The sequence below is a fragment of the Streptomyces sp. NPDC058157 genome (assembly GCF_042884105.1).
Taxonomy (GTDB): domain Bacteria; phylum Actinomycetota; class Actinomycetes; order Streptomycetales; family Streptomycetaceae; genus Streptomyces.
Map to the genome: position 1 here is coordinate 15979 of NZ_JBHVUQ010000006.1, position 21427 is coordinate 37405.

Genomic DNA, 21427 nt, shown 5'->3' on the forward strand with positions numbered 1-21427 from the left:
GCAGCGTAGAGGAGGCACCGGCCCGCGGCCATGGAGGGTTCGGACAGGACCCGGGAGCATCCGGAATCAGAGATTCATCCCGGATTCCTCAGGCGGCGTCGAATCCGGGGAGGGCCTCCAGCACCCGTGACAGGGCCGCCGACAGCGCCGTCTGGTCGGCCGCCACCTCGAAACCGCCGTGCACGAAGGAGTACGTGAACCCGTCGTACACCGGCGGATCGGCGGTCGCGGTGCGGGGCAGACGGGCGAAGTCGGCCGCGCGGAGCGCGGTGCGCAGATCCTCCAGCCCGGTCGCGCTCAGACGCCCCTTGCGCAGGTCCTGGGCCTGCTCGCCCAGGAGGGTCCAGGAGCCGTCGCCGTTGACGAGGAGGGTCCTGGTCCGGCCGGCGAAACCGCCGCTGCGGGTGACGCGCAGGAGGCGCTCGGTGGACGGGTCCGCCGTCGGGGGAGGCGTGGTGCGGGGGGTGGCGGGGGCCGTGGCGGGTACGGACGCGGTGGCGGGGGCCGTGGCGGGTACGGACGGGGTGGCGGGGGCCGTGGCGCCGGCCGGCCCCTGGGGGGCCGAGGCGCCGTCGTGGTCGCACCCCGCCAGGGACACCGCGGCCAGCAGGACCGCCGCCGCGGCCGCGGCCGTTCGCATCGCTCGCACTCCGACCTCCTGCGGGACACCGGTACCGCATCCGAGTATGGAGGCGCCGACCCGCCACCGAAAGCACCCCGGAGGACGTCATCCACCGCTCGGCCGCCTGGCGCTGGTTCCCTCCGCTGCTCGCCGTCCTCCTGCTCGGCCTGTGGGGCCTGGAGCGGGGGCCGGGCCGGGGCGGCATGTGGCGCGACGAATCGACCACCTGGCAGGTCGCGCACCGGCCGGCCGGGGAGCTGTGGGGCCTGCTCGGACAGGTCGACGCGGTGCACGGGCTGTACTACGGGGTGATGCACGCGGTCTTCGCCGCGTCCGCCGTGGGGGGCGACGCCGGTGGCGGTGGCGGGCTGTGGGCGCTGCGGCTGCCGTCCGTGGCGGGGACGGCCCTCGCCGCCGGCGGGGTGGCCGCCGTGGCGCACCGGCTGGCGGGGGAGCGGGCCGCGCTGTGGGCGGGGGTGGTGTACGTCCTGCTCCCGCCCGTCCAGATGTACGGGCAGGAGGGGCGCTCGTACGCCCTGGTGGCGGCGGCCGTGGCCTGGGCGACCCACCTGATGGTGCTGCGGCGCTGGGTCCCGTACGCGGTGGTGCTGCTGGTGGGCTGCTGGCTGCACGAGTTCGCGGCCCTGGCGCTGCTCGCCCACGGGGTCCCCGCCTGGCGGGAGCGGGGCTGGCGGTGGGCGGCCGGGGCGGTCGCCGCCGGGCTGCTGCCGCTGGCGGTGGTGAGCGCGGGGCAGGCGCAGCGGCAGCTGGGCTGGCTGGGGCGGCCCGGGTGGCAGGACTGGGTGGCGTACGGGGTGCTGTCGGGGGCGGTGCTCCTGCTGGCCCGGGGCGGCCGTCGGGAGGTGGTCCGGGTCGCGGTGCCCCTGGCCCTGCTGCCGCCCGGGCTGCTGATGGCGGTCTCGCTGGTCCACCCCTGGTACGTCGACCGGTACGTCCTCTACGCCCTGGGCGGGCTCGCGCTCCTGGCCGGGGTCCGGTTGGCGCAGGGGGGACGGGCGGGGGCCCGGGGCTGGCTGCCGTGGGCGGTGGCGGGCGCGCTGCTGGTGCCGGTGGGGGCGTGGTCGGCATGGCTGCGCACGCCGGAGAGCCGCCGGGACGACGTCCTCGCGGTGGCGGCGGTGGTGCGCGAGCGGGCCCGGCCGGGGGACGCCGTGCTGTTCATGCCGTCGAGGAGGCGGGAGTGGCTGCTGTCCTCGCCCGGGGTGTACGGCGGGCTGCGCGACGTGGCCCTGGCCGGCTCCCCGGCCGCCACGCACACCCTCCACGGCACGGAACTCGCCCCGGAAGGGATCCGGCGGGCCCTGCTGTCGTCCCCGCGGGTGCTGGCCCTGACGGACCCGGCGGACCAGCCGCTGGACCCGTACCCGGCGGAGGCGGCGAAGCGCACCACCCTGGCGGCCGGCTTCGACCGCTGCTCGGTGACGGAGGTCAGGGGCGCGCGGGTGGCGGTGTACGCGCGACGGGGCGGGGGGTGCGGGTGAGGGCGAGGGGGACCGCCGCGGGGGGAGGATGGGCGGGAGATCGTTTCCGACGTCCTCCCGGAGGCTCCGTATGTCCGCGCCCGCATCCGCATCCGCATCCCCATCCGCGTCCGCGTCCGTACCCGGGATACCCGCCCCGCTGGTCGGTTCCGGCTGGCTCGCCGCGCACCTCGGGCGGGTCGTGGTGTTCGACGCCTCCGTCGGGGCGCACCGGGGCGGGGGGCGCAGGATCCCCGGGGCGCGTCCCTTCGACCTGGACGGGCACCTGTCCGACCACGACGCCCCCGCCCCGCACACCATGCCGGCGCCGGCCGCGTTCGAGGAGGCGATGCGGGGGCTCGGGGTGGACGAGGACGCCCGCGTGGTCGTCTACGACGCCGCCGGGGTCTACTCCAGCGCCCGGGCCTGGTGGATGCTGCGGGCCATGGGCTTCGACCGGGCCGCCGTGCTCGACGGCGGGCTGCCCGCCTGGGCCGCCGCGGGGCTGCCCGTCGAGGACGGGCCGGCGGCGTACGACGGGCCGCGGGGCTCCTTCACCGCGCGGCCGCGCCCCGGCCTGCTCGTGGACGCCGCCGCCGTGGCCGGGGCCCTGGCCGACCCGGACGCCGCCGTGCTCGACGCCCGGACCCGGGAGCGGTTCGCCGGCACCGCTCCCGAGCCCCGGCCGGGGCTGCGCGGGGGGCACATGCCGGGCGCGCTGAACCTGCCGTTCGGCGAGCTCCAGGGGCCCGGGGGGCTGATGCGTCCGGCCGGGGAACTCCGGGCGGCCTTCGAGGCGTTGGCCGGGGAGCGGGAGCGGCTCTACTTCAGCTGCGGCTCCGGTGTCACGGCGTGCGTGCTCGCGCTGGGGGCGACCCTGGCCGGGTACGGGGAGACCGCGGTGTACGACGGTTCGTGGAGCGAGTGGGGGCTGCCCTCGGACCGCCCGGTGGCCGTCGGGGGCTGACGGGGGGCGACCGGGGGCGGCCGGGGGTGGTGCTGGCTCCACCCCCGTTTCGGAGGCCTGCACCCGCGCGCCGGGCGCCGCCGCTCGGCAGACTCGTCCGTATGGCATCTCACACCGCGTCAGCCCGTTTCGTCGTCACGGCCCTCGGGGCCGCCCTGCTGCTGTCCGGCTGCGGCCTGACGGGCGTGGGCCCGGTGAAGACCCTCGACGCCGACGCGACCGTCTCCGAGCCGGTCACGGCGGTGGAGCTGACCGGCGTCCGCAGCGGTGACGTCGAGGTCACCACGGGCTCCGGCACGGGGGTCACCGTCCGCCGGGTCGTCCACTACCGGGGCGGCACGGCCCCCGCGCCGCGGCAGCGGGTGTCCGACGGGGTGCTGAGGTTCCAGGACGGGTGCGGGGACGACTGCTGGATCGACTACCGCCTGGAGGTGCCCGCGGCGGCCGCCGTGCGGGTCGAGAGCAGCAGCGGGGACATCACCGTGCGGGGGGTCGCGCGGGCCGACCTGACCTCCTCGTCCGGGGACGTCCGGGCCGAGCGGATCACGGGCCCGGTGAAGATCCGTACGGCCTCGGGACGGATCACCGCCGACGGCCTGGAAGGGGCCGAGGCGGAGCTGCGCGCGGCCTCGGGGGACGTGCAGGCGGGGTTCGTGAAGGCTCCGGCCTCGGTGTCCGTCACCACCAGTTCGGGCGACATCGGCGTGACGGCCCCGCAGGGCCCGTACCGGCTGTCGGTCGACACGGGCTCCGGGAGCCGGGACGTCCGCCTGGACGGCAGCCAGGACGCCCCGTCCCGGATGACGGTCCGCACCGCCTCGGGGGACGTCCGCCTCTCGGCGCCGTAGCCGGCCCCGGCCCCGGCCCCGGTCCCGGCCCCGGCCCCGGTCCCGGTCCTGGTCCCGTCCTCAGTCCTCGTCGAGGATCGCGTCGAGCTCCACCTCGACCAGCCAGGCGGGGTCGATGAAGCGGGACACCTCCACGAAGGTGGTCACCGGGCGGATTCCGGCGAAGCGCTCGCCGTGGGCCCGGGCGGCCTCCTCCCAGCGGGTGATGTCGGTCAGCATGATCCGCGTGCGCACGGTGTGCTCCAGGGAGGCGCCCGCCTCCTCCAGGGCCCGCTGGGCGATGTCGAGGCACCGCACCGTCTGGGCGTGGACGTCGCCCGGGCCGACGGTGGAGCCGTCGTCCCCGATGGGCGCCGTGCCCGCGACGGCCACGTGCCGCCCCAGGCGCACCGCGCGCGAGAAGCCGATCCGGGGTTCCAGGGGGGAGCCCGAGCTGACGGTTCGTCGTATGTCTGCCATGGCGTCATGGTGCTACGAGGGGGGGTGCGGGGGTGTTCGCCCCAGGCGAACGGAAGTTGGGGAACATTGCCGGGCGCAGAAGCATTGAGTCGGCATAGCTCAACTTCACTGCCGGAGGGAAGATCATGGCTTCGACGTCCGTAACGCTCACCCTGCCCGTGCTGCCGCTCGACGACGAGGTCGTGCTGCCCGGGATGGTCGTCCCGCTGGACCTGTCCGACGCCGAGGTACGCGCCGCCGTCGAGGCCGCGCAGGCGGCGCGCGGCAGCGGGAAGCCCCGGGTCCTGCTCGTGCCGCGGGTCGACGGGAAGTACGCCGGGATCGGCGTGCTCGGCACCGTCGAACAGGTCGGACGGCTCTCCGACGGCGATCCCGGGGCGCTGATCCGCGGGCGCGGCCGCGTCCGGATCGGCGCCGGGACCACCGGGCCCGGGGCGGCGCTCTGGGTCGAGGGGGAGACCGTGGAGGAGAAGGTGCCCGACCCGCTGCCCGGGGCGGTCGCCGAGCTCGTCAAGGAGTACAAGGCGCTCGCCACCAGCTGGCTCAAGAAGCGCGGCGCCTGGCAGGTCGTGGACCGGGTGCAGCAGATCGAGGGGGTGTCGGCGCTCGCCGACAACTCCGGGTACTCGCCGTTCCTGACCGTGGCGCAGAAGGTCGAACTGCTGGAGACCGCCGACCCGGTCGCCCGGCTGCGGCTCGCCGTCAAGGCGCTCTCCGACCACCTCGCCGAGCAGGACGTGGCCGAGTCCATCGCCAAGGACGTCCAGGACGGCGTCGAGAAGCAGCAGCGCGAGTTCCTGCTGCGCCGCCAGCTGGAGGCCGTCCGCAAGGAGCTGCGCGAGCTGGGCGGGGAGAAGGAGGGCGAGGAGTCCGACGACTACCGCACCCGCGTCGAGGCCGCCGACCTGCCCGAGAAGGTCCGCGAGGCCGCGCTCAAGGAGGTCGACAAGCTGGAGCGCTCCAGCGACCAGAGCCCCGAGGGCTCCTGGATCCGCACCTGGCTGGACACGGTGCTGGAGCTCCCCTGGAACGAGCGCAGCGAGGACCGGTACGACATCCAGGGCGCCCGGGCCGTCCTCGACGCCGAGCACGCCGGGCTGAACGACGTGAAGGACCGCATCACCGAGTACCTCGCCGTGCGCAAGCGGCGCGGCGAGCGGGGCATGGGCGTCATCGGCGGCCGGCGCGGCGGCGCCGTGCTCGCGCTCGTCGGGCCCCCCGGCGTCGGCAAGACCTCGCTCGGCGAGTCCGTGGCCCACGCCATGGGCCGCAAGTTCGTCCGCGTCGCCCTCGGCGGCGTACGGGACGAGGCCGAGATCCGCGGCCACCGCCGGACCTACGTCGGCGCCCTGCCGGGCCGGATCGTCCGGGCGATCAAGGAGGCCGGGTCGATGAACCCGGTCGTGCTCCTGGACGAGATCGACAAGGTCGGCTCCGACTTCCGCGGCGACCCGGCGGCCGCCCTGCTGGAGGTCCTGGACCCGGCGCAGAACCACACCTTCCGCGACCACTACCTGGAGGTGGAGCTCGACCTGAGCGACGTGGTCTTCCTGGCCACGGCCAACGTGCTGGAAGCCATCCCCGAGGCCCTGGCCGACCGGATGGAGCTGGTCCGCCTCGACGGCTACACCGAGGACGAAAAGGTCGTCATCGCCCGCGACCACCTGCTGCCCCGCCAGCTGGAGCGGGCCGGGCTGACCGGTGAGGAAGTGGTCCTGGAGGAGGAGGCCCTGCGCAAGCTCGCCGGGGAGTACACCCGCGAGGCGGGCGTGCGCACCCTGGAGCGGTCCATCGCGCGGCTGCTGCGCAAGGTCGCCTCGCAGCACGAGCTGGGCGAGCGGGAGTTCCCGTTCTCCATCGGCGCGGGCGAGCTGCGCGGCCTGATCGGTCGGCCGCACCACGTGCCGGAGTCCGCCCAGGACCCGGCGGAGCGGCGCACGGCCGTCCCCGGCGTGGCCACGGGCCTCGCCGTGACCGGCGCCGGCGGGGACGTCCTCTTCGTCGAGGCCTCCCTCGCCGACCCGGAGACGGGCGCGGCCGGGCTGACCCTGACCGGGCAGCTGGGCGACGTGATGAAGGAGTCGGCGCAGATCGCGCTCAGCTTCCTGCGCTCGCACGGCGCCGAGCTGGAGCTCCCGGTCGCCGACCTCAAGGACCGGGGCGTGCACATCCACTTCCCGGCGGGCGCCGTCCCCAAGGACGGGCCGAGCGCGGGCATCACGATGACCACGGCGCTGGCTTCCCTGCTCTCGGGCCGCCAGGTCCGCACGGACGTGGCCATGACCGGCGAGGTCTCGCTGACCGGGCGGGTACTGCCCATCGGCGGGGTCAAGCAGAAGCTGCTCGCCGCCCACCGGGCCGGGCTGACCACGGTGATCATCCCGAAGCGCAACGAGGCCGACCTGGACGACGTCCCCGGCGAGGTGCTGGAGGGGCTGGAGGTGCACCCGGTGACCGACGTGCGCCAGGTGCTGGAGCTGGCCCTCGCCCCGGCGGTGGTCTCCTTCACCAAGGCCGCCTGACCGGCGCGGCCGCACCGCCGCCAGGCCCGGGACCCCGTATCGGCGGGGCCCCGGGCCTGCGGCGCGCGCCCTGGGAAATACTGGTCCCGTACCGGGGTGCCAGGCTCGCACCCCATCACCGATGGGAGCGGCACGTGCACGGCAGTGAAGACCAGGAGTTCCTCGCGCTGGAGCGGGAGCTGTCCGTCTTCCTCCGGCGGGCCCGGGCCTCCTCCGGCGAGATGGCCCGCGCCCTGCACCCGGAGCTGGAGCCCGCCGCGTACGGGCTGCTGGTCCGGCTGGAGGCCGCCGGCCGCCAGCGGGCCACCGAGCTGGCCGCCTACTTCGGCGTGGGCAAGGCCACCATGAGCCGCCAGCTGCGCGCCCTGGAGCTGCTGGGCCTGGTCGCCCGCGAGCCGGACCCCGCAGACGGCCGCGCCTTCCTCGTCGGCCTCACGGAAGAGGGCCGGGCCCGGTTCCTGCGCGTCCGGGGGGCCCGGCGCGAGCAGTACATGCGCAAGCTGGCCGACTGGGACCGCGGCGAGGTCGCCGAGCTGGCCCGGCTGCTCAACCAGCTGAACTCCGGCGAGGAGTAGGACCCCCGCAGCCGCGCCCGCCGCAAGGCGTCGACGCTCACAGCTCCGCGTACACCGCCGAGGCGTCGTCGTGGCGCTTGTGGCGGGCCGGCGGGCGCAGCGGGTCGGACTCGATGGCCCGCACCCGGCCGATCAGCCCCCGCGCCCCCTCCTCGCGCAGCACGTCCAGGCAGGCCGCCCAGTCGCCCTCCCCGAACGTGTCCGTCCACCGGCTGGCCCCGTCCGTCAGCGCGGCCAGCGCACCCACCTCCCGGCGCGGGGTGCGCCCGACGACCGCCCGGGCCGCCACCGAGGGGTCGGCGGCGGCGGTGAAGAAGCCGCCCTCGGCATTGCGCAGCGCGTCCGTGGCCGCCACCGAGCGGCGCACCCCGTCGGGGATCCGGTCCAGCCGGTCGTCGAGCACCGCCGTGACCCCGCCGCCGGGGGCCCGCAGCAGGAGCACGGAGTCCGAGAGCACGAGGTGCTCCACGCCCACCGCGTCCCAGCGGACCATCACCACCGTCGCCTGCGGCGTCCGGACGTGAGAAAGGTCACAGGTGTGGCGGTGGGCGTCGGCCGTGTCCCCGATGGCCCGGGCCAGGATCCGGTCGAGCGGCATGTCCCGCCGCGATCCGGACAGTTCGGTCAATCGACCACCCAGGCGGGTGGCGAACCAGGGCACTCCGTGCGCGCAGCCGTCGTCCCCCCGGGGCGGAGTGACCCCGTCCAGGACCACCACAACACCCCCTCCCGCCGCAGGTGTCGACGCCGACACCCAGTCCTCGTTGGGGCGTTCGGCGCTGCCGGGGGCCGAAGCCAGGTCGATGCGCATACGGACATCCTGCCCTTCGGGCCCCTGTGCCGCCGGTCAGGTCCGTACCAATGCCGGAATGGGTACCGCCGGTAAATGTGGGCGGGCATATTGCCAAAGCCCGCCCCGACCTTCAACCGCCCGTCCACGGACGGCCCCTGGCACGCCGTGCCCGAGTTGGTCGGCCACTCCTCCGTGATGTTCACTCCTTCGAGTGGCCGGGTGGGCGATGTGCGGCTCTCCTCCCAACACACTGCGAAGGTCTGAGGCGGTACGAGGGGGCAGGGGGCGTTTACTTGTTGACCGGCCGTTACCTCGGCCACACGAGTAGACGAGCACGACCCCACGTACAGGATTGCGAGCACCGGTGCAGAAGAAGCGGTCTCGGAAGAACGGCACCGCCAGCGCCGACGGACCCGCCAAGGCAGGACGCCGCGTGCGCGTCCGCAGCAGGCTGGTCGTCGGAGTAGCAGTCGCCGGACTCACCGTCCTCGCGGCCGGCACCCCCGCCGTCGTCTCCGCCACCAGGGAACTGGACGACTCCCAGCGACTCGTCACCCTCGCCGAGCAGACACAGCACACCCTCACCCTCGTCCACCTCCTCGGCGACGAGCGCGACGCCGTCGTCGAGTACGTGGCCAAGGGCCGCCCCGGCAGCGCCAAGGCGCCCGTCGACGAGCGCACCGCGCGCACCGACCGGACGCTCGCCGAACTCCGCCCGGAGGCCGACGAGGACCTCGCCCGCGCCCTCGGCCACATCAAGGCCGCCCGCGCCGAGGCCGTCGACGGCAAGGGCACCGCCGTGGCCGCCCAGCAGGCCTACACGGGCCTCCTCACCGAACTCCTCGCCCCCGGCGACCGGCTCGCCGAGCTCACCCCGCCGCGCGCCGACGCCGCCCTCGCCGTCACCCGGCCCATGGCCCCCCTCAGCCAGGCCGTGGACCAGGCCTCCGCCACGCGCGGACTGCTCCTCGCCGCCCTGGCCGTCCCCCGCGCCGAACAGGCCCCGGGCAACGCCGCCGCCGACGAGCTCAGCGCCGCCGCCCAGCGCTCCCGCGTCCGCGAACAGGCCGCCCTCGACGACTTCAACCGGTCCGCCCGCCCCGACGTGCGCCAGACCCTGGCCGCCACCGTCACCGGCCCCGAGGTCAAGACCGCCGAGGACCAGCTCAAGCGCCTCACCGAGCGGCCCACCCTCACCGCCGCCGAACGCAAGGCCACCGACCCGGGCGCCCTCGCCTCCGCGCTGACCGCCCGCCTCGACCGCATGCGCTCCGTCGAGGCCACCCTCGCCGGCCAGCGGGCCGCCGCCCTCGCCACCCTGCGCGACGACGACGTCACCCGGCTGGAGCTCATGGTCGCCGGACTCGGCGTCCTCTTCCTCTTCGTCGTCGGCTTCACCACCGGCGTCGCCCGCTCCCTGACCCGGCCCCTGTCCGTACTGCGCCGCGGCGCCGAGCGGCTGGCCACCCCCGAGGGCTCCCAGGAACCGGTCCGCTTCACCGGCCGCAACGACGAGTTCGCCGAGGTCGTCCGCCACCTCAACGCCGTCCGCGAGCAGACCGTCGCCCTCCACACCAAGGTCGCCGGACTCGACGCCGACCGGCGCCGGCTCATCGGCCGCAACGAGGCCCTCGCCACCAGCCGCGAAGCCCGCGAGCAGGAGCTGGCCACCACCCGCAAGGCCCTCGAAGGGGAACTGGCCGAGCTGCGCGCCGGGCTCGAAGAGCACCGCCGCATCATGTCGACCACCTCGGTCTCCCTCTCCCTGCGCACCCTCGGCCTCGTCGAGCGCCAGCTCGCCGTCATCGAGGAACTGGAGTCCAAGGAGGGCGACCCCGACCGGCTCGCCACCCTCTTCAAGCTCGACCACCTCGCCACGGTCATGCGCCGCCACAACGAGAACCTCCTGGTCCTCGCCGGGCAGGAGCACGGCCACGGCCAGAGCCTGCCCGTGCCGCTGGTCGACGTCATGCGCGCCGCCGTCAGCGAGATCGAGCGCTACGAACGCGTCGACCTGACCACCCTGCCCTCCTACACGCAGGTCGCCGGGCACGCCGCCGACGACATCTCGCACGTGGTCGCCGAGCTCCTGGAGAACGCCACCACCTTCTCCCCGCCGGAAGCCAAGGTGAAGGTCTCCGGCCACCTCACCGACGCCGGCGACGTGGTGCTGTCCGTCGTCGACGAAGGCATCGGCGTCACCGGAGACCGGCTCGACTCCCTCAACTCGCGCCTCTCCACCCCCGAGGCCTACGACGAGGAGCCCGAGGCCGAACACGGCCTGGGCCTCGGCCTGTACGTGGCCGGCCGCCTCGCCGCCCGCCACGGCGTCACCGCCGAGCTGCGCACCGCCGCCCACGGCGGCACGGAGGCCCTCGTGGTCATCCCGGCCGCGCTGCTCCCGGACGCCCCGCCCGCCTCCCCGGTCCACAGCCTGGGTTCCGCCGGTGCGCCCGCGTACCAGCTGCCCGGCGTGATCGCCGAGGCGAACGAGCACACCCTCCCGCCCCGCCTGCGCCCCCAGCCGACGGACGCCCCGGCCCCCGAAGAGGCCGCCAGGGTGGTCACGCTGGCCGAGGCCTTCGAGGCGGAGCCGGGGGAGTCGGCGGTGGGCGAGGACGCCGGGATAGGTGCCCCCGCCGAGGAGGAGGGCGCCGCCGCGTCCGGGGAAGCCGGGGGCGGGGTGGACTCCGTCGCGTCCGAGTCCGCGTCCGAGTCCGCGTCTGCGTTCGACTCGGAGTACGCGGCCGACGCCGACGCCGATTCCGACTCCGATTCCACCGAGTACGCCGCCGCCGACCTGGTGGCGGAGGCCTTCGGGGCCGGTGCCTTCACGAAGCGCGCCGCCGCCGATGCCGCCGCCGATGCGGACGCCACCGCTGACGACGCCGAGCAGCCCGCCCGTGTCGTCCCGCTGGCCGAAGCCTTCGAGGACGCCCAGCTGCCCCCGGCCGACCAGGTCTTCACCGCCTCCGCCCCCGCGGCGGAGGCGCCGGGCGGGGGCCGTCCCGAGGAGGAACTCCTCGCGCGGGTCGTGGCCGACGCCGATGCGGACGCCTTCGCGGTGGCCGACCCCGCCGAGGGGGACGCCGCCGGGGAGCCGGGCACCGCGCCCGGTGGCCCCGTACGCAAGGCAGGACTGCCGCGCCGGGAACGCAGCGACGCCGACCAGGGCGGACACCGACGGGCCCCCGACGCCGAGGACGGCTTCGTCCCCCGCCAGGGCAGCCACCCCGAGCCCGGCGGCACCGAAGCCGTCACCGCCAAGGGCCTTCCCAAGCGCACCCCGCGCGCCGTGGCCGCCCCCGGCGGCGGCGCCGGACGCCCCGCCGCGGCCCGCCCCGAGCCGCGCCGGGTCGACGCCGAGGAACTGCGCCGCCGTCTCGGCGGCTTCTACCAGGGCGCCCAGGACGGGCGCCGGGTCGTCGCCGCCGAACTCGCGCAGGACCAGCGGCAGACCCCGGGGGGTCCGGGGGCCCAGGAGGCCCACGGACAGGGACACACCGATCAGGGGGACACCGCACAGGAGGCACGCACATGACCGCGCCCAGTACGTACGGACTGAGCAGCCAGGCCCGCAACCTGCAGTGGCTGCTGACCGACCTGGTGGAGGAGGTGCCCGGGGTCAACTCCGTGGCCGTCGTCTCCTCGGACGGTCTGCTGCTGCTCTCCTCCGAGGCCGCCCCGGAGTCCGGCAAGGCCGCCCGCCCCAAGGGCCCCCGCGGCGCCTCCGCCGACCTCGCCACCATCGTGTCCGGTCTCGGCAGCCTCACCACCGGCGCGGCCGCCCTCATGGAGTTCGGCTCGGTCAAGCAGACCATGGTGGCGATGGAGAACGGCTCCGTCTTCGTCATGTCCATCAGCGACGGCTCCCTGCTGGGCGTGCACGCCACGCCCGACTGCGACATGGGCGTCGTCGCCTACCACATGGCCCTGTTCGTCGGCCGGGCCGGCCACGTCCTGACCCCCGAAGTCCGCAGCGAGCTGCGCCAGTCGATGGAGAACACCTCGTGAGGAGCCCGGCCGCCTCCGACCGACTTCCGATACGCGGGGCCGACCGGCGCCCCGCCCGCGTCCGCCCGTACTCCCTGACGGGCGGCCGCACCCGCTTCACGCAGGTGCTGCTCGTGGAGACCTTCGTCGCCACCCTGGACGCCGCACCGGCCAAGACGCCCGACCGGATGCCCGAGATGGCCGCCATCGTCGAGGTATGCCGGCGGATGCGGACCATCGCCGAGATATCCGCGCTCCTGAAACTGCCGCTCGGCGTGGTCCGGGTCCTGGTCAGCGACCTCGCCGACCAGGGCCGGATCCGCGTCTACGGCACGGGGCACGGCACCGGCCGCCCCGACCGCGCGCTGCTGGAAAGGGTGCTCGATGGCCTTCGCCGTCTCTGAAGCCGTCCCCGACACCGTCACCGGTCCGGACACCGCGCTCCTGCTGGACGACGAACCCGTCCAGCCGTGGCAGTACGACCGCTCGCGCGCGCCCGTCGCCGTCAAGGTGCTGGTCGCGGGCGGGTTCGGGGTCGGCAAGACCACCTTCGTCTCCTCCGTCTCCGAGATCACCCCGCTGCGCACCGAAGCGGTGATGACCCAGGCCAGCGTCCCCACCGACGACCTGACCGGGACCCCGGACAAGAACACCACCACCGTCGCGATGGACTTCGGCCGCATCACCCTCGCCGACGACCTCGTGCTCTACGTGTACGGGACCCCGGGCCAGGAGCGGTTCTGGTTCATGTGGGACGACCTGGTGCGCGGCGCCATCGGCGGCCTGGTGCTCGCCGACACGCGCCGGCTGCGCGACTGCTTCCCCGCCCTCGACTACTTCGAGAGCTGCGGGCTGCCCTACGCCGTCGCCGTCAACCACTTCGAGGGGTCGAAGGAGTACGAGCCGGAGGACGTGCGGGAGGCGCTCACCATCCCGCCGGACGTCCCCGTCGTGATCATGGACGCGCGGCGCCGGGACACGGTCGTCGAGTCCCTGCTGACCCTGGTGGGCCACGCGCTGGACGCCACTCCCGCGTAGCCGGCCGAGCCCGTTGTGCCCGTACTGCCCAGATTGAGAACGTGAGATGCGCAGGATACTTGTCGTGGGGGCCGGGCAGTCCGGCCTCCAGCTCGCCCTCGGCCTCCAGGCGAAGGGCTACGAGGTCACCCTCATGTCCAACCGGACGGCGGACGAGATCCGCACCGGGCGGGTCATGTCCACGCAGTGCATGTTCGACTCCGCGCTCCGGCACGAGCGCGACCTCCAGCTGAACTTCTGGGAGCGGCAGGCCCCCAGGATCGAGGGGCTCGGCGTCTCCGTCGCCGCTCCCGACGGCGGCCGCGCCGTCGACTGGCTCGGCCGCCTCAAGGGCTACGCGCAGTCCGTGGACCAGCGCGTGAAGATGGCCGGCTGGCTCGACGTGTTCGTGCAGCGCGGCGGGCAGCTGGTCATCCACGGCGCGTCGGTCGCCGACCTGGACTACTTCTCGCGGGCGTACGAGCTGGTGCTGGTCGCCGCCGGCAAGGGCGAGCTCGTCTCCATGTTCGGCCGGGACGCGGCCCGCTCCCCGTACGACAGCCCCCAGCGCGCCCTGGCCGTGGCGTACGTGCACGGGCTCGGGCCCCGCCCCGAGCACCCGGACACCGACGCCGTGCGCTGCAACCTCGTGCCCGGCGTCGGCGAGCTGTTCGTCATGCCGACGCTGACCACCTCGGGGCGGGCGGACATCCTGTTCTGGGAGGGCCTGCCGGGCGGGCCGCTGGACGCCTTCCGGGGCGTCAACGACCCGGGCGAGCACCTGGAGCTCACGCTGGAGCTCATGGAGAAGTTCGTGCCGTGGGAGTACGCGCGCGCCACGAAGGTCGAGCTGACGGACGCCGGCGGCACGCTGGCCGGCCGGTACGCGCCCGTGGTGCGCAAGCCCGTCGGGCGGCTGCCCGGCGGCGGGCTGGTGCTGGGGGTGGCGGACGTGGTCGTCGCCAACGACCCGATCACCGGGCAGGGCGCGAACGCCGCCGCCAAGTGCGCGGCCTCCTACCTGTCGTCGATCCTGATGCACGGCGACAAGCCGTTCGACGAGTCCTGGATGAAGGCCACCTTCGACAAGTACTGGTTCACCACGGGCAAGCCGGTCACCCAGTGGAGCAACGCCATGCTGGGCGCCCCGCCGGAGCACGTGCTGGACCTGATCGGGGCGGCCGGGCGGTACCAGCGGGTGGCGGATCGATTCGCCAACGGCTTCGACAACCCGGCCGACTTCGACGCGTACTTCTACGATCCCGAGGACGCGGAGGACTACCTGGCGGAGGTCGCGGAGGCGGCCGAGGCCGGTTCCCCGTCCGTGTCGTAGCCCCGGTCGTCCGCGGCGCCGTCGCCCGTCGCCGAAGGCTCCGGCAGCGGCGGCGGGGTGAAGTGGGTGAGCGGGGTCCCGTCCGGGTCGGGGCGGACCGCGCCCAGGAGCGGGTTCGCCGCGATCGGGGACACCTTGACCTTCGCCCCCGGACGGGGGGCCTGGATCACCTTGCCGTCGCCGATGTAGAGGGCCACGTGCGTGGCCTTGGGGAAGTAGACGACGAGGTCACCGGGGCGCAGCCGGTCCAGCGGCACCCTGGGCAGCTGCGCCCACTGCTCCTGGCTGGTCCGGGGGATGGACCGGCCGGCGTGCTCCCAGGCCTGCGAGGTCAGCCCGGAGCAGTCGAAGCTCGCCGGTCCCTCGGCGCCCCACACGTACGGCTTGCCGATCTGGGCGGCGGCGTAGCGCAGGGCGGAGTCGCCCGCGGCGGTGGGCGGGGTCGTACGGGCGGGCAGCCGGCCCGAGTCCAGCAGGCTGCGCTGCGCCCCGGCGGTGACGGCCGCCTCCCGCGCGCCGAGCCCGGCGAGTTCGGCGGGGGTCAGCGCGGCGAGCAGCCGCTCGACCTCCTTGAGCCGGCCGGTGACCTCCCGCTGGGCCTCCTTCTGCCGGGCCGCGAGGGACTGCTGGGCGTCGAGGGCCTTGCGGGCGGCGTCGGCGAGCGCACCCGCCTGCTCGCGGTCCCGTTCCAGCCGTGCCACGACCCCGGCCCGCCGGGCCCCCTCGCGGGCGGCGAGGCGCCGCTGGTCGAGGGCCTGCTGGGGGTCGCCGGAGAGCAGCATCCTCAGGTAGGGGGAGAGGCCGCCGTTCTGGAGCCCCTGGTACTGCTCCCGGGCGAGCCGTCCGGCGCCGGCGCGCTCGGAGTCCAGCGCGGAGCGGGCCCTGCCGAGGGCGGAGCTGAGCCGCCCCTCTTCCGCCCGGCGGGCCTTGAGGGCTGCTTCGGCGGCGTTGTAGACCTCGGCGGCCTCCTCGGCCTGCTGGTACAGCCCCTGCAGCCGCGTGAGCAACTCCCCGACGGGCTCGGCCCGGGCGGGGGGCGGGGGGCCGGCGGTGACGAGGAGGGTGGCGGCGGCGAGACAGCTGAGGCCGAGGCCGAGGGGGCGGTGCAGTCGTTTTGTCATGTAATCACCTCCGCTGGCTGATGCTGCCACGGGGGCGGGCGGGGGCCGGCGAGGCGGCGCGGCGGGGGAGCGGGGGGTCACCCGGGTGGGGGTCCACGGGGGCGACGGCCCCCGTGCGTGCGGATCCCCTCGACGACGGGGGCCGGTCCACACCACCGGAGTGACGTAACCCCCCTGTAACGCCCTCCCGTTACCGTCACCCGCATGGACAAGACGGTGATCCTGGTCCGGCCCGGTGTCGCGGACGACCTCGAACAGCTGACCCGCATCTACAACCACTACGTCGCCGAGACGCCGGTCACCTTCGACGTCGAGCCGCTCACCGTCGAGCAGCGGCGGCCGTGGCTGCTGGCCCATCCGGACTCCGGCCCGCACCGGCTCCTCGTCGCCGAGGAGGGCGGAAAGCTCCTCGGCTACGCCACGAGCAGCGCGTTCCGTCCGAAGGCGGCCTACGCGACCTCCGTGGAGACCAGCGTCTACCTCGCCCCCGAGCACGTCGGCCGCGGCGTCGGCAGCCTCCTGTACACCGCGCTGTTCGAGGTGCTGGAGCGGGAGGACGTCCATCTGGCCCTCGCCGGGATGACCCTGCCCAACGAGGCCTCCCGGCGGCTCCACGAGCGGTTCGGGTTCCGCCCCGTCGGCCGCTTCGAGGGGGTCGGCCGGAAGTTCGGCGTCTTCTGGGACGTCGCCTGGTTCCAGAAGACGCTGGGCGAGGAGGGCTAGCCCCCCGAGGAGCCGCGGTCAGCCCTCCAGCAGCTGCCCCTTGGCCCGGGCGAATTCCTCCGGCGTCAGCAGCCCCTCCCGGGCGAGGTCGGCCAGCTGGGTGAGCTCCTGGACCAGGGTCCCGTGTGCGGAGGGGGCCGTCGGCGGCCGGGGTCCGGCGGCCGGCCGCGGAAGCGGGCGGGCCATCGCGTCGGCCTCGTCGACCGCCTCCGCCCGGGCCGCCGGTCCCACGGCCCCCGCCGCCTCGGCCAGGGCCTCGGCCTCGTCCTCGGCGAAGGCCTCCGCCAGGGCCTCCTCGCCGGCCTCCCCGTCCTCCCCGGGCCCCACGTCCTGGCTCACGTCCTGGCTCCACTCCGCCGCCCCCGCCGCCCGCCGCAGCAGGCCCCGCAGCAGGGGGTGGCCCGGCGGGCGGGTCGCCGCCGTCACCGTCACGTTCACCGGGCGGATGAACATCAGACCGCCACCTCCACCCGCTCCGCCGGGATCCGGACCGAGCCCACGATCCGCCCGCCCGCCGCCCGTACCGCGACGGCCGCGTCCTGGGCCCAGACGTGTTCGACCACCAGCAGCAGCGCGCAGCTCCCCCGGTCCAGGAGCTCCGCCGCCTCGCGGACGTCCTCCGGGCCGATCAGCCGGGCCACGTCACGGCCCGCCAGGAGCCCCCGCAGCTCCACGAACTCGTCGAACTCCGCCGCCAGGACCTCCCCCGACGCCGTCTTCGTCGTGACCAGCCCGTCGATGAGCCGCACCACCCCGGTCTTGCGCAGCCCCATCACGGCCTCGACCGCCGGGACCCGGAGCTGCTCCTCCGGAAAGGCGAGGACGATGAATTCCACAGGTCCCATAAGGCTCGGCTCCCGCTCCTCGCGACGGCAATCTCGACCGTTTCTGACGACTCTTCGGCAGACTATGGCATAACCGGACATAGGGGTGGTTGGCTTGCTACGTTTCCCGTATGCCCCCGCCAGCCCTGACGGCGAAGGTGACGGAGCCCGAGCCCGCTCCGCCCCCGCCACCCGGCGTCCGTGCCCCCAAGCGCCGGGGAGTCGAGCTGACGCTCCTCGCCGGAGCCGTCCTGATCTCCGCGCTGGGGCACGCCTACGTGGGCCTCGCGGCCGGCGCCGCGGCCCCCCGGGTCTCGACCTCCACCCCGCACTACGCCGCCGCCCTCGCCGTGGCCGCGCTGCTCGCGCACCTCGCCGTGCGCCTGCGGGCCCCGTACGCCGACCCGGTCCTGCTCCCCATCGCCGTCCTGCTCAACGGCCTCGGCCTGGTGCTCATCGAGCGGCTCGACCTCGCCACCCCGGGCGAGGCCGGCGCGGGGGACCAGCTGCGCTGGTCGGGACTGGGGGTGGGGCTGTTCGCGCTGGTCGTGGTCGGGCTGCGCGACCACCGGGTGCTCCAGCGGTACGCCTACCTCTCCGTCACCGCCGCCCTCGCGCTGATGCTCGTCCCCGTGTTCTTCCCGGCGGTCAACGGGGCCCACATCTGGATCCGCTTCGCCGGGCTCTCCTTCCAGCCGGGGGAGTTCGCCAAGATCCTCCTCGCCGTCTTCTTCGCCTCCTACCTCGCCGCCAACCGCACCGCCCTCGCCCTCACCGGCCGCCGGCTGCTGTGGAAACTGCGGCTCCTGCCCGGCCGGGTCCTCGGGCCGATCCTCACGATCTGGCTGCTCAGCGTCGGGGTGCTGGTCCTGGAGCGCGACCTCGGCACGTCCCTCCTCTTCTTCGGCCTCTTCGTGATCATGCTGTTCACCGCCACCGGCCGGATCGGCTGGATCGCCGTCGGGCTGCTGCTGGCCGCCCTCGGCGCGTACGCCGTCGGAACCCTCGAACCGCACGTGCACAGTCGCGTCGAGGACTGGATGAATCCTTTCGCCTCCATCGACCGCGGTGAGGGCCCCGGCCAGCTCGCCCAGTCCCTCTTCGCCTTCGCCGCCGGCGGCCTCCTCGGCGCCGGCCTCGGCCACGGCCACTCCTTCCTCATCGGCTTCGCCGCCAAGTCGGACTTCGTCCTCGCCACCGCCGGCGAGGAACTCGGCCTGGTCGGCCTGACCGCCCTCCTGCTGCTCTACGGGCTGCTCGTCTCCCGGGGCTTCCGCGCCGGGCTCGACCTGCGCGACCCCTTCGGACGGCTCCTCGCCACCGGGCTCGCCTCGATCGTCGCGCTCCAGGTCTTCGTCATCGCGGGCGGCGTGACCGGCCTGATCCCCCTCACCGGCATGGCCATGCCCTTCCTGGCCCAGGGCGGCTCGTCCGTCGTCACCAACTGGATCATCGTGGCCCTGCTGGTCCGGCTCAGCGACAGCGCCCGCGCCGGCGGCGGGACCGGGGGGCCCGCGTGATCCGCTACATCCGCTGGTGCGCGTACTCCTGCGTGCTCCTCCTCGCCGCCCTCCTCGTCAACGTGGCCCGCGTGCAGGTCTGGGAGTCCGCCGGCTACGGGGCGAACCCGGCCAACAAGCGCCCCGCCATCGAGCGCTACGCCCAGCCCCGGGGGAACCTCCTGGTCGACGGCCGCCCCGTCACCGGCTCCCGCGACAGCGGCCAGCTGCTGCGCTACGAGCGCACCTACACCGACGGCCCCCTCTACGCCCCCGTGACCGGCTTCTCCTCCCAGACGTACGGGACCAGCTTCGCCGAACGCGCCGAGGACGCGCTGCTGGCCGGCACCGACCCGGGGCTCTCCGCCTTCCCCCTCTGGTACGACCTCTCGCGCGGCCGCCCCGCGGGCGGGGACGCCGTGACCACCCTGCGCGCCGCCGTCCAGCGGGCCGCCTACCAGGGGCTCGGCGGCCGGCGCGGGGCGGCGGTGGCCCTGGAGCCGGCGACCGGCCGGATCCTGGCCCTGGTCAGCAGCCCCTCGTACGACCCGGGCCTGCTCTCCGGGACCGGCGCGAAGGTCAAGGCGGCCTGGGCGCGGCTGAACGCGGACCCCGCCAAGCCGATGCTCAACCGGGCGCTGCGCGAGACCTATCCGCCGGGCTCCACCTTCAAGATCGTGACGGCGGCGGCGGCCCTGGACGCGGGCGTGGTCACCGACGTCGACGCCCCCACCCGCACCCCGGACCCGTACCCGCTGCCGGGCACGAGCACCCTGCTGCCGAACGCCGGCACGGGCTGCGAGGACGCCTCGATGGCCGAGGCGGTGCAGTGGTCGTGCAACACGGTGATGGCGAAGGTCGGGGTGCAGGTCGGCCTGGAGGGGATGGTCGCGGCGGCGGAGCGGTTCGGGTTCAACGACGAGGGGCTGCGGGTGCCGTCCTGGGTGTCCCGGTCGAACTTCGACACCGACATGAGCCCGGACCAGCTGGCGCTGTCCTCGATCGGGCAGTTCAACACCAAGGCCACGCCCCTGCAGATGGCGATGGTGGCGGCGGCCGTGGCCCAGGGCGGCGAGGTCGAGACCCCCAGTCTGGTGGACCGCACCACCCGGCACGGCGGCGGCCTGGTCCGCCGCGCGGCCCCGCACACCCTGGGCCGGGCGATGAGCCCGCCCACGGCGCAGCGGCTGCAGGAGCTGATGGTGAAGGTGGTGGAGGAGGGCACGGGCCGCAACGCGGCCATCCCGGGGGCCCGGGTGGGCGGCAAGACCGGCACGGCCCAGCACGGAGTCGGCAACACCGGCACGCCCTACGCCTGGTTCATCGGCTGGGCGGCCGCGGCCGGTGCGCCGCAGCCGGCGGTGGCGGTCGCGGTGGTGGTCGAGGACGCCTCGGCGGTGCGCGGCGACATCAGCGGCAACGGCGCGGCGGCCCCGATCGCCCGCGCGATGATGGAGTCCGCCCTGGCCGCCCGGTGACCCCCGGTGACCCCGGAGCCGGTGCTCAGGCCTCGGCCCCCTCCTGGACGGCCGCCTCCACCTCCGCCACCCGCTCCCGCTCCTCGTGCGCGAACCGTTCGCGGTCGAGGGCCTCGGCGATCTCCTCGTCCTGGGTCATCAGCAGGTCGAGGTTGGAGTCCCCCATCTCGAAGACCCCCATGTCCAGGTAGGCCTTCTGCAGCCGCTCGCCCCACAGCCCGATGTCCTTCACGCACGGCACGATCCGGCTGAACAGCAGCCTGCGGAACAGGTGCAGGAACTCCGACTGCTCGGAGAACTCCTCCGCCTCCCGCCGCGGGATCCCGAAGTTCTCCAGCACCTCCACCCCGCGCAGCCGGTCCCGCATCAGGTGGCAGCCCTCGATGACGAACTCCTCGCGCTCGCGCAGCTCGGCGTCCGTCAGCTGGCGGTAGTAGTCGCGCAGGGCCATCCGTCCGAAGGCGACGTGCCGGGCCTCGTCCTGCATCACGTACGCGAGGATCTGCTTCGGCAGCGGCTTGTCCGTCGTGTCGCGGATCATCCCGAACGCGGCCAGCGCCAGCCCCTCGATCAGCACCTGCATGCCCAGGTACGGCATGTCCCAGCGGGAGTCGCGCAGGGTGTCGCCGAGCAGCCCCTGGAGGCTGTCGTTGACCGGGTAGAGCATCCCGACCTTCTCGTGCAGGAACCGGCCGAAGATCTCGGCGTGCCGGGCCTCGTCCATGGTCTGGGTGGCGGAGTAGAACTTGGCGTCCAGGTCCGGCACGGACTCCACGATGCGCGCCGCGCACACCATGGCGCCCTGCTCGCCGTGGAGGAACTGGCTGAAGTTCCATGCGGTGTAGTGCTGCCGGAGCTCGCCCTTGTCCTTCTCGGTGAGCTTGGCCCAGTGCCGCGTCCCGTAGAGGGTCAGCACCTCGTCGGGGGTGCCGAGCGGGTCGAACGGGTCCACCTCGATGTCCCAGTCGATGCGCTTGGCGCCGTCCCACTGCTTGTCCTTGCCCTTCTGGTAGAGCGCGAGGAGGCGTTCGCGGCCCTCGTCGTACTCCCAGCTGAAGCGGGCCGAGCCGCTGGCGGGCACCTGCCAGACGCCCTCGCCCGGGGCCGTGGTGTAGAGCTCGTGCGTCGACACTGACGCCTCCTCGTCTCACGTGCTGCCGTACTGCCGTACA

General features: G+C 74.7%; 20 protein-coding genes. 13 read left to right on the top strand and 7 right to left on the bottom strand.

Annotation, left to right across the window (positions count from 1 at the left end; genetic code table 11):
• Positions 1 to 88: 88 nt before the first annotated feature.
• A complete protein-coding gene (locus ACFVXK_RS02825) occupies positions 89 to 649 on the bottom strand; it encodes a hypothetical protein (protein WP_389609747.1) in 561 nt (186 codons plus the stop codon).
• 176 nt (positions 650 to 825) lie between these two features.
• Here ACFVXK_RS02825 and ACFVXK_RS02830 point away from each other — a divergent pair, with 176 nt between their 5' ends.
• The 3 genes from ACFVXK_RS02830 to ACFVXK_RS02840 all read left to right on the top strand — a co-directional run bounded on the left by ACFVXK_RS02830 (position 826) and on the right by ACFVXK_RS02840 (position 3918).
• The gene (locus tag ACFVXK_RS02830) at positions 826 to 2124 is read left to right on the top strand and encodes a hypothetical protein (RefSeq protein WP_389609749.1); all 1299 of its coding nucleotides are present in this window, start codon (positions 826 to 828) and stop codon (positions 2122 to 2124) included.
• Between the two features lie 70 nt (positions 2125 to 2194).
• Positions 2195 to 3070: a sulfurtransferase gene (locus tag ACFVXK_RS02835; protein ID WP_389609751.1), complete on the top strand. Its 876-nt coding sequence runs from the start codon at positions 2195 to 2197 to the stop codon at positions 3068 to 3070.
• Between the two features lie 101 nt (positions 3071 to 3171).
• The gene (locus ACFVXK_RS02840) at positions 3172 to 3918 is read left to right on the top strand and encodes a DUF4097 domain-containing protein (RefSeq protein ID WP_389609753.1); all 747 of its coding nucleotides are present in this window, start codon (positions 3172 to 3174) and stop codon (positions 3916 to 3918) included.
• Positions 3919 to 3978: 60 nt separating this feature from the next.
• On the opposite strand, the gene ACFVXK_RS02845 is transcribed toward ACFVXK_RS02840, so the two are convergent.
• On the bottom strand, positions 3979 to 4377 hold the full coding sequence (locus tag ACFVXK_RS02845) for a RidA family protein (RefSeq protein ID WP_389609755.1): 399 nt from the start codon (positions 4375 to 4377) through the stop codon (positions 3979 to 3981).
• Between the two features lie 125 nt (positions 4378 to 4502).
• On the opposite strand from ACFVXK_RS02845, the gene lon reads away from it, so the two are divergent.
• Both lon and ACFVXK_RS02855 read left to right on the top strand, forming a co-directional pair.
• Positions 4503 to 6899, top strand: coding sequence for an endopeptidase La (gene lon / locus ACFVXK_RS02850; protein ID WP_389609757.1), 2397 nt, complete (start codon positions 4503 to 4505; stop codon positions 6897 to 6899).
• A 134-nt stretch (positions 6900 to 7033) separates the two neighbouring features.
• Positions 7034 to 7474 (top strand): MarR family winged helix-turn-helix transcriptional regulator, encoded by a 441-nt coding sequence (locus ACFVXK_RS02855; protein WP_388951458.1) that lies wholly within the window; start codon positions 7034 to 7036, stop codon positions 7472 to 7474.
• Positions 7475 to 7511: 37 nt separating this feature from the next.
• Here the strand turns inward: ACFVXK_RS02855 and ACFVXK_RS02860 are convergent, their stop codons facing one another.
• The gene (locus tag ACFVXK_RS02860) at positions 7512 to 8285 is read right to left on the bottom strand and encodes a hypothetical protein (protein WP_389609759.1); all 774 of its coding nucleotides are present in this window, start codon (positions 8283 to 8285) and stop codon (positions 7512 to 7514) included.
• A 346-nt stretch (positions 8286 to 8631) separates the two neighbouring features.
• Here ACFVXK_RS02860 and ACFVXK_RS02865 point away from each other — a divergent pair, with 346 nt between their 5' ends.
• From ACFVXK_RS02865 to ACFVXK_RS02885, 5 genes are read left to right on the top strand one after another with little or no spacing between them, the layout of a single operon-like run.
• On the top strand, positions 8632 to 11808 hold the full coding sequence (locus ACFVXK_RS02865) for a nitrate- and nitrite sensing domain-containing protein (RefSeq protein WP_389609761.1): 3177 nt from the start codon (positions 8632 to 8634) through the stop codon (positions 11806 to 11808).
• Positions 11805 to 12281 carry a roadblock/LC7 domain-containing protein gene (locus tag ACFVXK_RS02870; protein WP_389609763.1) on the top strand — a complete coding sequence of 159 codons (477 nt, stop codon included), beginning with the start codon at positions 11805 to 11807 and terminating at the stop codon, positions 12279 to 12281. Before ACFVXK_RS02865 ends, ACFVXK_RS02870 begins: the two co-directional genes overlap by 4 nt.
• A complete protein-coding gene (locus ACFVXK_RS02875; RefSeq protein WP_389609765.1) occupies positions 12278 to 12664 on the top strand; it encodes a DUF742 domain-containing protein in 387 nt (128 codons plus the stop codon). Before ACFVXK_RS02870 ends, ACFVXK_RS02875 begins: the two co-directional genes overlap by 4 nt.
• The gene (locus tag ACFVXK_RS02880) at positions 12645 to 13298 is read left to right on the top strand and encodes an ATP/GTP-binding protein (RefSeq protein ID WP_389609767.1); all 654 of its coding nucleotides are present in this window, start codon (positions 12645 to 12647) and stop codon (positions 13296 to 13298) included. Before ACFVXK_RS02875 ends, ACFVXK_RS02880 begins: the two co-directional genes overlap by 20 nt.
• A gap of 46 nt (positions 13299 to 13344) precedes the next feature.
• Positions 13345 to 14610 (top strand): styrene monooxygenase/indole monooxygenase family protein, encoded by a 1266-nt coding sequence (locus ACFVXK_RS02885; RefSeq protein ID WP_389609769.1) that lies wholly within the window; start codon positions 13345 to 13347, stop codon positions 14608 to 14610.
• Here ACFVXK_RS02885 and ACFVXK_RS02890 read toward each other — a convergent pair.
• Positions 14556 to 15731, bottom strand: a complete 1176-nt coding sequence (locus tag ACFVXK_RS02890) for an NlpC/P60 family protein (RefSeq protein ID WP_389609771.1) — start codon at positions 15729 to 15731, stop codon at positions 14556 to 14558. The two genes, ACFVXK_RS02885 and ACFVXK_RS02890, sit on opposite strands and share 55 nt — an antisense overlap.
• Before the next feature lie 204 nt (positions 15732 to 15935).
• Between ACFVXK_RS02890 and ACFVXK_RS02895 the strand changes: the two genes are divergently transcribed.
• Complete coding sequence (locus tag ACFVXK_RS02895) at positions 15936 to 16454, top strand: GNAT family N-acetyltransferase (RefSeq protein ID WP_389609773.1); 519 nt, start codon at positions 15936 to 15938, stop codon at positions 16452 to 16454.
• A gap of 18 nt (positions 16455 to 16472) precedes the next feature.
• Here ACFVXK_RS02895 and ACFVXK_RS02900 read toward each other — a convergent pair whose 3' ends face one another.
• Complete coding sequence (locus ACFVXK_RS02900; RefSeq protein ID WP_389609775.1) at positions 16473 to 16907, bottom strand: SHOCT domain-containing protein; 435 nt, start codon at positions 16905 to 16907, stop codon at positions 16473 to 16475.
• Entirely contained in the window at positions 16907 to 17299 is a 393-nt protein-coding gene (locus ACFVXK_RS02905; RefSeq protein ID WP_358892407.1) for a DUF6325 family protein, read from the bottom strand. Before ACFVXK_RS02905 ends, ACFVXK_RS02900 begins: the two co-directional genes overlap by 1 nt.
• Positions 17300 to 17409: 110 nt before the next feature.
• Here ACFVXK_RS02905 and ACFVXK_RS02910 point away from each other — a divergent pair, with 110 nt between their 5' ends.
• Positions 17410 to 18798, top strand: a complete 1389-nt coding sequence (locus ACFVXK_RS02910; RefSeq protein WP_389609777.1) for an FtsW/RodA/SpoVE family cell cycle protein — start codon at positions 17410 to 17412, stop codon at positions 18796 to 18798.
• A complete protein-coding gene (locus ACFVXK_RS02915; RefSeq protein ID WP_389609779.1) occupies positions 18795 to 20255 on the top strand; it encodes a penicillin-binding transpeptidase domain-containing protein in 1461 nt (486 codons plus the stop codon). The genes ACFVXK_RS02910 and ACFVXK_RS02915 overlap by 4 nt, the downstream gene beginning before the upstream one ends.
• A gap of 25 nt (positions 20256 to 20280) precedes the next feature.
• Here the strand turns inward: ACFVXK_RS02915 and ACFVXK_RS02920 are convergent, their stop codons facing one another.
• On the bottom strand, positions 20281 to 21387 hold the full coding sequence (locus ACFVXK_RS02920) for a ferritin-like domain-containing protein (protein WP_389609781.1): 1107 nt from the start codon (positions 21385 to 21387) through the stop codon (positions 20281 to 20283).
• Positions 21388 to 21427 lie beyond the last annotated feature (40 nt).